The 14,609-nt window shown below is 34.5% G+C and carries 6 protein-coding genes and 2 pseudogenes; 7 read left to right on the plus strand and 1 reads right to left on the minus strand.

Annotation, left to right across the window (positions count from 1 at the left end):
• From GFJ36_RS29610 to GFJ36_RS13185, 7 genes and pseudogenes are all read left to right on the plus strand, one after another.
• The coding region (locus GFJ36_RS29610; protein WP_242015992.1) for a non-ribosomal peptide synthetase at positions 1-6,274 on the plus strand (6,274 nt) is incomplete at its 5' end.
• A 362-nt stretch (positions 6,275-6,636) separates the two neighbouring features.
• A complete protein-coding gene (locus GFJ36_RS13165; protein ID WP_087986163.1) occupies positions 6,637-7,302 on the plus strand; it encodes a 4'-phosphopantetheinyl transferase family protein in 666 nt (221 codons plus the stop codon).
• A gap of 25 nt (positions 7,303-7,327) precedes the next feature.
• Positions 7,328-8,050, plus strand: a complete 723-nt coding sequence (locus GFJ36_RS13170; protein ID WP_060488842.1) for a thioesterase II family protein — start codon at positions 7,328-7,330, stop codon at positions 8,048-8,050.
• 189 nt (positions 8,051-8,239) lie between these two features.
• Positions 8,240-8,311 (plus strand): annotated as a pseudogene (locus GFJ36_RS30095) (SDR family oxidoreductase); the annotation flags it as partial.
• A gap of 393 nt (positions 8,312-8,704) precedes the next feature.
• Positions 8,705-10,671 (plus strand): annotated as a pseudogene (locus GFJ36_RS13175) (penicillin-binding transpeptidase domain-containing protein).
• A 601-nt stretch (positions 10,672-11,272) separates the two neighbouring features.
• Positions 11,273-11,806 carry an RNA polymerase sigma factor gene (locus GFJ36_RS13180; protein WP_060488847.1) on the plus strand — a complete coding sequence of 178 codons (534 nt, stop codon included), beginning with the start codon at positions 11,273-11,275 and terminating at the stop codon, positions 11,804-11,806.
• Positions 11,796-12,623, plus strand: coding sequence for an anti-sigma factor (locus GFJ36_RS13185; protein WP_097891201.1), 828 nt, complete (start codon positions 11,796-11,798; stop codon positions 12,621-12,623). The genes GFJ36_RS13180 and GFJ36_RS13185 overlap by 11 nt, the downstream gene beginning before the upstream one ends.
• Before the next feature lie 46 nt (positions 12,624-12,669).
• Here GFJ36_RS13185 and GFJ36_RS13190 read toward each other — a convergent pair whose 3' ends face one another.
• Positions 12,670-14,391 carry a peptidoglycan D,D-transpeptidase FtsI family protein gene (locus GFJ36_RS13190; RefSeq protein WP_087986160.1) on the minus strand — a complete coding sequence of 574 codons (1,722 nt, stop codon included), beginning with the start codon at positions 14,389-14,391 and terminating at the stop codon, positions 12,670-12,672.
• Positions 14,392-14,609 lie beyond the last annotated feature (218 nt).

The following is a 14,609-nucleotide window of genomic DNA, read 5'->3' on the forward strand; positions in this document are numbered from 1 at the left end:
GCCGTCATTATGGGAACAGCTAGTAGAGACTGATAAAATACAGTTTTATAATGTATATGGTCCTACAGAATGTACGGTTGATGCAACATGCTATCATATTAAAAAAGATAGTAAGAGAGTAACAATTGGGCGTCCATTGCCTAACATCCAAACTTATGTATTAGATAGAAATAGGTTGCCAGTTCCAGTTGGTGTGATGGGGGAACTTTATATCGGAGGAGCAGGTCTAGCAAGGGGGTACTTGAATCGTCCAGAGTTAACATCCGAACGATTTATTTCTCATCCATTCAAAGAAGGCGAGAGGTTATATAGAACAGGTGATCTTGTGAGATATCTTCCTGATGGTAATATAGCCTACTTAGGAAGAATGGATAATCAAGTGAAGATTAGAGGATTTCGAATTGAACTTGGAGAGATTGAGTCGACCTTACAGGAGCATTACTTAGTAAAAGAGGCAGTTGTAATGGTTAGGGAAAATCAGTCGGGAGATAAGAGGCTGGTAGCTTATGTAGTGGGCGAAGGCAGTTTAGAAGAATGGCGAGAGTATCTTAAAACAAAACTGCCAATCCATATGATACCTTCCTACTTTGTCGAAATGAAAGAATTACCGCTAACCATAAATGGAAAGGTTGATCGGAAATCGTTACCTATACCAGATTATCAAGGAACAAAAGAAGGATACGTGGCCCCAAGAAATGAACGTGAACATAAGCTTTCTATCATTTGGGAACGTGTGCTAGGTTCAAAACGTATTGGTATGAATGATAACTTCTTTGAAATTGGTGGAGATTCAATTCTTAGCATTCAGATTGTCTCGCGCGCGAAGCAAGTTGGTTTACAATTGACACCAAAACAAATATTTGAACACCAAACGATTGCTGAGTTGGCGCAAGTAGTCAAAGAAGAACAAGGTGTACAAGCTGAACAGGGAATTATAACTGGAGAGACGATACTTACACCTATTCAGCAAAGGTTTTTTGCACAAAATCATCCTAACCCACATCATTGGAATCAATCCATGTTCTTTAGAACGAAAGAGAAATTGGACATAGGATCACTGGAAAAGGCGGCAGGTAACCTTCTACTTCATCATGATGCTCTGCGTTTAAGATATGAACGTTTGCCTAATGGGGTTTGGAAACAGTGGAATGAAGGAATAGAAGAACAATTGATGCTTACTGTCATTTCATTAGACGAAGTGCCGGAAGCTGATTGGCATCAGGTTATTCAAAAAGAGATTAATGTTGCACAAGAAAGTTTGAATTTACATGATGGTCCGCTAATGAGAATGGTGTATTTTGATGAAGGTGAGCACGCTGGCCGATTATTTTGGACAATTCATCATTTAGCCGTGGATGGTGTTTCTTGGCGAATTTTATTGGAAGATTTGCAAACAGCATATACGCAAGTAGTCCAAGGGCAGAAAATTCAATTACCTATGAAGAGTACATCTTTTAAAGAATGGTCGGAGAAATTACATCATTACGCTGAAACTGGACTATCAAAAGAAGTGCTACATTACTGGGAGGAGCAGGCTGAACAAGACGTAGTTAAATTGCCGGTAGATGGTACTATAAGTAATCCAGTAAGCGCAGTAACTGAGGAAATTACTGTGGTGTTAAATGAGAATGAGACCCGTATGTTATTGCAAGAGACTTTAAGCACTCACCGTGTCCAAATCAATGAAGTATTATTAGCAGCATTAGTACAAGCTACGGCAGCATGTACGGGGCAGCCGATATTGAGCGTAGATTTAGAGGGACATGGTCGAGAAGAGATTATTGAAGATGTTGATTTATCGAGAACTGTGGGATGGTTTACAAGTATTTACCCAGTTCATTTAAATATTACTAGTGCTAATACGCCAATTGCAGCATTAAAAGCAGTTAAAGAACAAGTTCGCAAAATTCCTAATAAGGGTGTTGATTATGGGGTGTTGCGTTACATGAACGCAACAATGTGTGAGCAATTAAGCTCCCAATATACACCGTCTATTAGTTTTAACTATCTTGGACAATTTGACCAAATGTTTTCTAGCGATGCAATGTTTATTCCGGAGAACGAATTTAAGCGTTTAGATCATGCTGCCGGTTCCAAACGATCGCATGTAATTGATGTAATTGGGGTTGTAACGGATGGAAAACTTCAGTTCACTTGGGTATACAATGTTGGACAATTTGCCAAATCAACGATTCAAAGTATTGCACAGAATATGCTATATCAACTGAGTACATTGATTCAATTTTCAGATAGAGAATCTGCACTGACCATTTCGGATTTTGCAATGGCTAATCTTAGCCAAGAAGGTTTGACAAATGTACTAAACAAAATGCATCGCGGAAAGAACAATCAGATTACCGATTTATATCCACTATCACCTTTGCAAGAAGGTATGATTTTCCACACATTGCATGACCAAGGGGATGAACATGTTGCACCGTATATAGTGCAATTGAGTTTTATGATTCGAGGAAAAATGAATATTCCTACATTTGAGCAGGCGTGGAAATCTGTAATTCAGCGGCATGAAATTTTTCGTACAGCATTTGTATGGGACGAAATTGAAGAACCTGTACAAGTGGTGTATGAAAATATCCCATTTAAAGTGAACAAAGAAGACTGGCGTACAATGACAAGTGAAGAGATCGAGGAAAAAAGAAAAGTCTTTTTGGCATTAGATCGAAAACAAGCCTTCCAATTTGATGAAGCACCATTGATGCGGGTAACAGTCATTCAAGAAGGTGAGGAAGAATATCGGATTGTTTGGACCCATCACCATATTTTACTGGATGGATGGAGTTTACCATTAGTATTTAATGAATTACTTACAGTTTATCAGAAGAGAATGAATGGAGAAGCTGTGAAGTTACCTAAGTCCTCACCATATAAGAAATATATCCAATGGTTAAGAGAGCAAGATAAGGAGCGGGCGGAACAATTCTGGAGAGAGAAGCTAAAAGGTTTTACTGCGCCAACTTTGCTGGGCTTAGAAAGTAAAGAGGAAGAAAAAGGTTACACAGAGAAGGTTACGTATTTATCAGAAGAGCAGACTCAAGCGTTACAAGGATGGGCGAAACGCAATAAACTTACTTTGAGTACAGTAATTCAAGGTGCATGGGCATATCTCATGAGCCGATATAGTGGAGAAAATGACATTGTTTTTGGTGTAACAAGCTCAGGGCGTTCTACGGAGATTATTGATGTTGAAAACATCGTAGGTCCTTTCATTACAACGTCACCGACGCGAATTCAATTGATGGATGATATAAAAGTAATAGATTGGTTGCAGAAGATACAAGAGGAAGAGATAGAAAGAAGACAATATGAGTATGCTTCTTTGACAGAGATTCAGGGGTGGAGTGAAGTTCCTAGAGGAACACCGCTGTTCAATAGTTTATATGTGTTTGAAAATTATCCGGTGAAAGAGGAGTCTTCAGGAAATCTGGAAATTGGTGAATTGGAAGGAGTAGAACAAACCCACTACCCATTAGGGTTGGCTGTAGTTCCAGGACTCCAGTTATCGTTAAAGTTAATGTATGACCGTAGTAAGTTTAATAAATTAACTATTAAAAGAATGTTGGGTCATTTACGCCAAGTATTAATGCAAATGCTCAAAAACATTGATCAAACTCTGTCGGAACTTGTATATATTACGGAAGCTGAACAAAAGCAAGTTTTGGACGAATGGAATGATAATACAATACCCTATCCACGTGAGAATGTAATTCATCAACTATTCGAAGAGCAAGTGAATCGTACACCAGATGCGGTGGCAGTAGTGGATGAAAAACAGCAACTAACGTATCGGGAGTTGAATGAAAGAGCTAATCAATTGGCCCATCATCTACAGAAATATGGAATTGGAACAGAGTCATTAGTTGGCCTTTGCTTTGAGCGTTCAGTTGAGATGGTTGTTGGTCTCATGGGAATTTGGAAGGCTGGAGCAGCCTATGTTCCGTTGGATCCATTGAATCCGGAAAGCCGCCTGCAATATATTTTAGAAGACACAGGAATTAAAGTGTTAGTTACGAATGAGGTATTACTAGGATGGATACCTAAAGAAATCAAGACAGTTTGCCTAGGTAGGGACCAAGCAATGCTTTCTCAAGAAAGCAAACTTTCACCAATATGTGAGGTAACAGGGGAAAACTTAGCGTATGTTATCTATACTTCTGGTTCGACAGGGAATCCAAAGGGGGCTTTAGTACAGCACCATTCTGTAATAAACCTATCATATGGTTTACGAAAAGAAGTTTTCTCACATGAGATACCTAGTAATATGCGCGTCGGTTTGAATGCGTCAATTGCCTTTGATGTATCTATTCAGCAATTACAAATGTTGCTTTATGGTTCAAGTTTATATATTATCCCAAGTGAAGTTCGCACTAATCCGGAACAATTTGTGTCCTATATTAGGGAGAATAAATTGGAAATGTTTGATATGACACCTTCATTACTTCAATTACTTATAGATGGAGGATTGCTAGAAATAAGTGCTGATGTTCATGTACCAAGTAAGATATTAGTCGGTGGTGAAGCAATCATGCCGTCATTATGGGAACAGCTAGTAGAGACCGGAAAAATTGATTTTTATAACGTATACGGTCCTACAGAATGTACAGTTGATGCAACATGCTATCATATCAAAAAAGATAGTAAGAGAGTAACGATTGGGCGTCCGTTGCCGAACGTTAAAACTTATGTATTGGATAAAAATATGTTACCTGTTCCCGTTGGTGTAACAGGTGAGCTATATATTGGTGGTGCAGGTATAGCGAGAGGATACTTGAATCGCCCAGAATTAACAGCAGAGCGATTCATCCGTCATCCATTTAATGAAGAAGAGCGTTTATATCGTACGGGAGATTTGGTTCGTTATTTACCTGATGGTAATTTAGATTACTTGAGAAGAATTGATAATCAAGTGAAAATTAGGGGCTTTCGTATTGAACTTGAAGAGATTGAAGCGAATCTAAAGAGGCATCCATTGGTAAAAGAAGCAGTAGTTTTGGTAACAGAGGATAAATTAGGAGAGCAGAGATTGGTTGCTTATGTAGTTGGAGATGGTAGTATGCATGATTGGCGTGAATATCTCAAGACACAAGTACCGAATTATATGGTTCCCGCACACTTTATTAAGGTAGACGAGATTCCTCTTACAACGAATGGCAAAGTTGATCGAAAGGCATTGAACAATTTAACTATTCAAAGAGAAAATAACTTCTCTACACCAATCATTCCAAGGGATGAAATTGAATATCAGTTGATTAAAATCTGGCAGGATGTCTTACAGATAGAAGATGTCTATGTAAATGATGATTTCTTTAATAGAGGAGGACACTCTCTCCTTGTAATTAAATTAGTTTCAAAAATTAGGGAGAAGTTTGGAAAAGAAATTAAGGTGTCTACATTGATTAAGAATCCAACAGTGGAAGGAATCGCATGCCTTATTCGTGATAAGCATGATATGACGAAATCAGTAGCAGCGCTAGTTCCACTACAAGAATCAGAAAAAAGACCTTTCTTCTGCGTTCATCCGTTTATGGGGAATGTATTCTGTTACATTCAACTAGCAAGATTACTTAAGAACCATTGTTCATTTTACGGTTTACAGAATCCTCTTATAGAAAAGGGAGAAATTGACGAGTTGACCTTGCCGGAACTAATTCAACTTTACATTGAAGAAATAAAACATGTTCAGCCAGAAGGCCCATATCATCTTGGAGGATGGTCTTTAGGCGGTGCAATTGCTTATGAAATCGCAACTGTACTAAAGAATCAAGGTGAGGAAGTTGAGTTGTTGGTACTCATGGATACAAAAGTACCTTCAAAGCAGGACTATAAAACGAGTGAGGATATGCTCTCATATATATATGAGCATTTCATTCCTAGAGATCTTACTGAGCAGGAAGGAGACCTTGTCCATAAACAAGATATGCTAGTGGAGCAATTAATTATGGAAGGAGTACTCCCGCCTGATGCAGATCTTATCAATTTGAAGCAAGTTATCAATGCACATAGGAAATGCCTGAACATAATGGCAGAGCATGATTTAATACCATACTCTGGAGAACTTCTCTACTTTAGTGCTGAGGAAGGAAAAGAGTTGTTTACAGATTGGGGACCTTTATTAAAAGGAAGAGTAAATAGATATTCAGTCCCTGGATTACATGAAGAAATAGTGGGTTCCCCTGCAGTTGAAAAAATAGCTATGTATCTATTAAAGGAATTTGAAGGAACAAAAGAGAGATCCATTTTATTAACGGAAAATTAGAGAGTACAAAAGATGCAACGCTATGAACGAAAAGGGCAGCCCAATACCTGCATATCAAGTGTAGGGAATAATGAATATATTAAGAGCATTACTTTTTAAGGGGATAATGTAAAAAGAAATTGGTAGAGACATAGAAATCTTAATGAGTTACCCATAGTAAGATGTAAATGCTCTGAAATCTTTGTAATAGAATCGAATACCTGATGATATTACTGAGGAAAGGTGCATATTTTCATTGATATGTAAATATGCACCTTTCCTATTGTATATGCAATTTAATAAAGTGAATTTGAATTTTTGTAACGTTCATATATGAAGTAATTCTTAAAAAAAGGAAGTGATTTATCATACAAATTCAAGCTGTGAAAATACCAAAGAATATTGAAAGTCATTTGTTTAAGCAACTTAGTAACTTAGTTTCAAATGAGAAGAAAGAACGAATGAAGCGTTTATTAAATTCATGCGACATTAATAGGACCCTGATAGGAGATTTACTAATCCGATCTCTAATCTGCCAAAAGTATAAAATTAATAATGAAGAAATTAGATTTATATATAATGAGTATGGAAAACCTTTTGTTGAAAATTTTTCTGACTTTCATTTTAATTTGTCACATTCAGGAGAATGGGTGGTTTGTACTACTGCTAATTTTAATGTGGGTATTGATATAGAAAAAGTTTCAGAAATAGAGGCTTTTAAATTAGCACATGAATTTTTTTCAGAGGAAGAATTTTATGAAATATCTAATATGAATTCTGATGAACAAATTAATTATTTTTATGATTTATGGACATTAAAAGAAAGTTATATAAAAACGATTGGAAAAGGGCTTTATACCCCGTTAAATTCATTCTCTATAAAAAAAGAGTCACGAACTTTAATTACATACAAGAATATACCTAAAAACTTTTACTTTAAACAATATAACATTGATCCAAATTATAAGATATCTGCTTGTGCAACAAGGAATGAATTTCCGCAAGAGATAATAATTAAAGACATTTATACAATTTGCCAAAATATATAAAAATTTGAAAGTGAGGAGAAAATCAATGCAGAAGACTAAACTTTTTTGCTTTCCACATGCTGGGGGATCTGCGTTTAGTTACGCAAAATGGAAAAATTACTTTAATCCATATATTGAGGTAGTCCCGATAGAGTTAGCTGGTAGAGGATATAGAATTGAAGAAAGTTTGCACCAAAGTATGGAAGAGGTGGTGAATGATGTCTATAATAATATCGTTATGCAGATAGATGATTCGCCATATATTTTATTTGGGCATAGTATGGGAAGTTTGATTGCCTATGAAGTAGCTAGAAAAATACAAGATTCTAAAAATGTATTGCCTAAATTTCTTGTTTTGTCCGGTAGAAATCATCCAAATAGTAAAATAAAAAATATTCGACATAATCTTTCTAATGAACAATTTAAAAGAGAAGTTATTGCAATGGGAGGTACACCATCTGGGGTACTTGAATCAGAAGAATTAATAGAGATTTTTCTACCTATTCTAAGAGCAGATTTTAAAATTGTCGAGACATATATTCATGACAATAATACACAACCATGTGATATTGATTTTCTTATATTTAATGCGGAAAAGGATGAGTATACTACATATGATCAAGTAATAAAATGGAAGCAATACACAAGTAAAACGTGTACTTTTCATTCTTTTGAAGGTAATCATTTCTTTCTAGATGAAAATATTGAAGAAATAGCAAATAGTATTATAAGAAAGTTAGATTCTAAAAGATTATCAAATAGTTTTTAGAGATTTTCTAACTATACTCATGGCTAAGAAACAAAAATATTAAAGATGAAAAATACAGGCATTGCTGAAATACCTTTGAACAAAGGCAGGGCAGTTTAAACGAACTGTTTAAAGGTAGGTGTTGATGGAATTTTAAGTGAAATATATGAAGTAACTTTAGTTTAAGTTGACTTTACCGGAAGGTGAAGCTTTCTTTCTTCATCAGACAGTCGTTGGATAACTGATGAGTTAATCGATGCAAGTAGCGGATCTTGCTTATAATGCTAATTGTAAGTACTATGTACTTTAAAAGCCCAAATCATCAGGTTAAGAAAAATAAATCTATCATTTTCTACTGTAGAATCCTTACTATAAGGATTCTATTTTTGTATCAAAAATCTATAAAGATAATATCGACGAAAACGAATTAAAAGGTATTTTAAATGAATTTTTTAAAACAACACTAATACTTATAACGTTCGCTAAATATATTCGCTCCTTATGTTTGCAAGAAGCTTACAAACTTTCCTCTTCCAATGCAACTTAAGCGTAAATGAAATTTTTTGTAAATGTGGAACAATCTCATTATTTACACTGTCTATTAAGCGTTACAACATTTTTTATTTAATATATCAAGAAAGGAATAAATATTTTTAACAAAGGGAGAAGATTGAATTGAAAAAATTATGGATGCTGGTTTTCTTTTGTTTTGCAGTTATGTTGGTAGGGTGTAATAAAAACGAACCGCCAAAACAAACATTTGAAGAATATATCAATTTATGGAATGATAAAAAATTTGCAAATATGTATGATCATTTATCAGAGCGTGCCAAAAAAACGATTTCTAAAAAGGATTTCACAGAGAAATATCAAAAAATCTATGAGGGTATTGGAGTTAAGAATTTAAAAATTAAAACGAAAGGAGAGAATGCTAAAGATAAAGAGCTTTTTCTTTTTGAAGTTAAGATGGATACGGATGGAGGAACAGTTTCATTTATCCATGAAGCAAAACTCGTGAGAGAAAAGGAATCTTGGAAAATAGATTGGACACCAGATTTCATTTTTCCAGCTATGAAAAAAGATTACAAAGTACGTATGCAAATAGAACAAGGAAAACGCGGAGAAATATATGATCGAAATGGGAAAGCTCTTGCAACGAATGGTAAAGCGACTGAGGTTGGAATTATTCCAGAGAAACTAGGCGAAACGGCAGCGCAAACAAAAGAAATAGTAGCACAATTACTTGATATGTCTATAGAAGAGGTCGATCAGAAGCTTACAGCGAAATGGATAAAACCAGACTCCTTTGTACCAATTGGTATTTTAAAAGAGGGAACTAGACAGAATGATTATATTGAATTAGAAGGAGTTGCATCTCGCCCAGTAAATATTCGGACGTATCCATTAGGAGAAGCGGCGGCACACTTAACTGGTTATATAGGAAAGGTGAAGCAGAGGAGTTAAAATCGCTTCAAAAAAAAGGGTATCAAGCAGATGATTTAGTAGGTAAGACAGGTTTAGAGAAAGTGTTAGAGAATAAATTGCGTGGCGAAAAAGGTGGACGCGTATTTATAGAAGATGAGAATGGAAAAGAGATTAAAAATGTAGCAAAAAAAGAAGCAAAAGAAGGGGAAAACGTTACGTTAACAATTGATGCTGCAATTCAAGAAAAAATCTTTAATGAGATGAAAAATGAAGCAGGATCTAGTGCAGCGGTCAATCCTAAAACAGGTGAAACTATTGCACTTGTAAGTAGCCCTGCTTATAATCCAAATACAATAGTTAGAGGAGCATCAAAAGCCCAACGAGAAGCATGGAATAACGACTCGAAACTACCAATGATGAATCGTTTCACACAAGCATTTGTACCAGGTTCCGTATTTAAAACGATTACTGGTGCAATTGGTTTGGAAACAAACACTATAAACCCTAAGGAAGAATTTAAAATTCAAGGATTAAAGTGGGCAAAAGATTCATCTTGGGGAAATTATTATGTAACACGTGTGAAGGAAGCTAGTCCAATTGATTTTGATAAGGCAATGAAGTACTCTGATAATATTTATTTTGCTCAACAAGCTTTGAAAATGGGAAAAGATCAGTATGTAAATGAATTTAAGAAATACGGATTTCATGAAAAATTACCAATCGAATACGAATTTCCTATTTCAATCATTGCAAGAGATGGGATAAAAAATGATATTCAACTAGCAGACACGGGATATGGACAAGGACAAGTATTAATGACACCACTTCATTTAGCATTAACATATGCACCGATTGTGAATGAAGGGAATATTCCGTCGCCTCATCTTTTAAAAGAAGCAAAAGTAGCGGGGAATTGGAAAGAAAATGTGGTTTCTAAAAAGAATCAAGAGATATTAAAGAGCGCATTAATAAAAGTCATTAATGACCCTGATGGCGCGGGGAGAATTGCTAAGGTTGATGGTATAACTCTTGCTGGTAAAACCGGTACAGCAGAACTGAAGGAGTCGAAGGAAGCAGACGGAAAAGAACTTGGATGGTTTGCAGCTTTTGATGCAAATGCGCCCGACATGATCGTTACCATGATGATCGAAGATGTAAAAGGAAGAGGGGGGAGTAACGTTCCAGGCGAAAAAGTAAAACATGTTTTTCAGAAATAATAAGTAACTATAAGGTGAAATCTTTTACTACATTCATTGTTTGCTTCACACGAGGGTATAAATTGAGCAATACAAAGAACAATTAAGTTTCGAAAAAGCATTCTCCTTAATCGAGAATGCTTTTTTGTTGTGGCTGAATAAAAATAATAACCCATCTTTGTTTTCATTTTTGAAAGGTTGGTATTGCTAATAGTAAATAGAAGAGTAAAACAAATTGAAAGGGACAAGTGAGGGGGATTTTAAAATTTAACAAAACGGTTATTTAGTAAAGCATAAATAGAGCACACAAATAAGTATGCTCTAAGAAAAAAGGTGATACAAGTGGAGTGTTGCGTGAAATGCACAAATAATAATCAGATTTTTTATGAGTGTATTTTTAACATTGTATGCTTTACTTGTTTTTAGGAGCCTGTCATGTAAAAGAATGTATAGATAATTATTTTATGAAAGTAATCGCACACCTTTACATTTTTAGGAGGATTTTTCTATCAAAAAAAGATAAACAATGGAACAAATGAAACTTGTATCTTGTCTATATATTGAAACCATAATAAAAGTGAGGGTAGTTTTATCTTTATTCAAATAAGTTCGAGGTGTGGAAATGGAAGAGACGTTTATTGAAAAGTGTATTCATGATGAGCTTGACTATGTTATAAAAGACTATTGGCAAGATGTATGGAATTATTCATTTATTATTACGAAAGATCCACACTTATCAGATGATATCACGCAAGATGTGTTTATAAAGGTATTTAAAAATTGGAATTCATTTCGAAAGGAGTCATCTATTAAAACGTGGATATTAAAAATTACAAGAAATACAGCAATAAACTATTTGAAATCCTCCTATTTTAAAAGGATATCATTAGTAGGTTTTTTTAGTGACGATAAGCAATCTCCATCGGCAGAACGAGAGTTTTTCAAGCAAGAGGAAATGAATGAAGTGTGGGATGTTGTCTTAAAACTACCTAAAAAACACCGTGAAATAATAATTTTAGACGCAAAATATGAATTATCTTATGAAGAAATGGCTGAAACACTGGGAGTATCCATTGGAACTGTTAAATCTAGATTAAGCCGAGCGAGAAGTAAGGTTTCAAAATTAATTGGGGAGGGTAGTAGTGATGAACAATAAACAAAATCCCGACTGGTATAGTAAATTAAAAAAAGGTCCCATGGAGAAGCGTAAAGATGAAGAAGAGTTTATTTTTAAAATAAAGCAGTCTATATATGAAAATAATGAAGCGGATCTTGTAAAACATAAAAAACCGTTTCGTAAAAAAGCGCTGCCTATTGTAGTTGTTTTCGTTTGTACAATGTTATTTGTTATCGTTCAACAACCTTGGCTTAATGATAATAAATCACCGGTCCAAAGCAGCACTCAAATTAAGCCTAAAACGAAAGACGAGTCTGCTCAAGATCCAACATTAAAACAATTTATGAATGAATTATATCAAAGTACAAATTCAAAAAATGAAAATGACTTGTATAGAGCGTTAAATGATGAAGTTCTATTTAAAGGGAAGAGTTATAAGAAGGATGAATTGAAATTTGATGAAGATATTTTTCATGAGTTGCAAGTTGCTCTTACCATGGGGGGAGAATTTACAAATGATACAAAGCAAGCATACAAAGTACCAAGTGGATTGACAGAAAGTAACGAACCAAAGCAAGCGCATTATGTATATGCAACTGTTACTGGAAATAAAACGAAAATTTTAGCTGAACCAAAGCGAGAATCACAAGTTTTATATGAAGTATCTAATGAAATGGTAAAAGCTTGGATTCCAGAAAAAGTGCAGAATAATGGATATATAAAAGTATCGACAATTAGCGGTAATACTGGATATGTACAAAAAGAGTATGTTTTAACTGATATTAAATATTCTTTCATGTTCGAAAAGGATCATGAAGGTAAATGGAAAATAACGAATATAGATTCTATATGGTAAAGAGGAAGGTTCACTTTAATGAACCTTCCTCTATGTTTTTAGTCTCTTATTGAAGAGTATTCCAGTACTCTAAAATTTCTGATGTAACGAGAGCAGCAATGTTTTTTTCTGAATTACTACCAGGAATAACGACAGAAACGGCAATTTGTGGATCTTCGATAGGAGCATATGCAATGAAAAGAGAATGGTTTATCATTCTTTCTTGCTCATTCGGAGCACCTGTTATGCCTGTTTTACCTGCGACATGAAAGGGTAAGTTTTTAATTTCCTCTATATTTTGGCTCATCCCACCTTGCACGACACTCCAAAATTTCACCGGGTAACGATTTGAACTTTCTAAAATTGGTTTAAACTTTTTTGTTTCCTTACCATTTTGATCAATAATAGCACTTACGATTTGAGGTTTATATTTATCACCTTTACTTGCTAAAGTTGCTGCATATTGAGCAAGTTGAAGAGGAGTGTGTACTTCATTTCCTCCCCAAGAGGCATTTAATAAGGCGGAGATACCATTTTCAAACTTGTTTGTTGGATGAAATTCATATTGTCCGTCTTCTTCAAAAGGTAAATCAATCCCAGTTTTAGAACGAAGGCCGAATTGCTTTAAATACTCTGTCCATATATGTGCAACTTTTTCTATATTCCCATTATTTTGGTTGAATAAGGGTAGAGCTACTTTTGCTGTCATAAATGTGTTAGATGAATTAATGATAGCCTGCCTCGGTGTAATCTCACCTGTTGGCGTTCCAGGTGCATTCGTAATGTTATTTTGATTATCATATTGAAAAATACCTTTATCTAAATAAGTATCTTCAGGTTGAAAAAGCTTTTCGTTTAATCCAATTAAAATAGTAAGTGGCTTTATAGTTGAGGCCATATTTACATAAGATTCACCATACTTTAATTTTTGAATTGCTTTATTTTGCGAAAGTGATTTGATGTTTTCTTTTTTAGATGATACTTGTTCATATAATGTATTTGGATCAAACACTGTTGAGTTGGCCATAGTTAAAATTGCGCCAGTTTTCACATCGGTTACCACAACATAACCAGCATTAACATCAGTTATTTTCTTGATTTGAGATCTTAATGCTTCCTCTGTTTTTTGCTGCAACTTAGAGTCTAAAGCTAGCCAGATATCTTTTCCTTTTTGTACTTTTTGAATGTTCCATAAGAACTTTTTATTATTCATTTTAAAAATAAGAGTTTTTCCGGGTTTTCCTTTTAAATCATTTTCATATTGCAGCTCAATCCCGCTTTTTCCAACGGGTACATTAAGGTCATTTTCTACATACCCAATTACCTGTGAACCAATTTCACGTTTAGGATAATATCGAATCACTTCATCTTTGATTATTACATTATTGGGTTTGTTTTTGTTTATGAATGCAAGTTCATTCTCAGTTATGTCAGAGTATAACGGTATATCATTCATAGTCTGCTTTTTACAAGATTGTTGTAATTGAGATTTTATGTCCTCTGTAGAAATGTCATGTTGAAACTCGCTTGAAAATTGATTGAAAAAAGCTAATGTGTTTGCTGTATCTTGTTTCGATAGCTTCTCATCATTAAAAGTGCAATATAAAGACTTAACTTTCTTATTTGTAGCTAGTATTACACCATTTCGATCAAGTATTTGTCCTCTTTCGGCCGAAGAAGTTTCGATAGTAATTGAAAAGAAATGGCTTTTTAACAAAATTATTAATATCAAACCTACAATAGAAAGAATCGTTATAAATCTCCATCTTTTTATTTTTGTATGTAACATAAAACCCTCCCTTTTTAGCTTATTTCATCTTATAGTTAATTATTTTTTTTGTAAATGTGGAACAACTTTATTATTTAGATTGTCTATTAAGTATTACAGCATGAAGAAAGGAATAATCAGTATGAAAAGTTTTTAGCAAATCTATGTGTAAGTTTTATATGGGCCAGTATATAGTTTAGCATTTCTAATGCTAGCGACAAAAAATAGAGAGAAAATAG

The sequence above is a fragment of the Bacillus sp. EE-W1 genome (assembly GCF_009760835.1).
Classification (GTDB): Bacteria; Bacillota; Bacilli; order Bacillales; family Bacillaceae_G; genus Bacillus_A; species Bacillus_A wiedmannii.

Excerpts from the sequence above, each read along its gene's own strand:
- GFJ36_RS13185 (WP_097891201.1), top strand. The coding sequence starts at position 11,796 with ATGAACAATAAACAAAATCCCGACTGGTATAGTAAATTAAAAAAAGGT.
- GFJ36_RS13190 (WP_087986160.1), bottom strand. The coding sequence starts at position 14,391 with ATGTTACATACAAAAATAAAAAGATGGAGATTTATAACGATTCTTTCT.
- GFJ36_RS13170 (WP_060488842.1), top strand. The coding sequence starts at position 7,328 with ATGCAGAAGACTAAACTTTTTTGCTTTCCACATGCTGGGGGATCTGCG.
- GFJ36_RS13180 (WP_060488847.1), top strand. The coding sequence starts at position 11,273 with ATGGAAGAGACGTTTATTGAAAAGTGTATTCATGATGAGCTTGACTAT.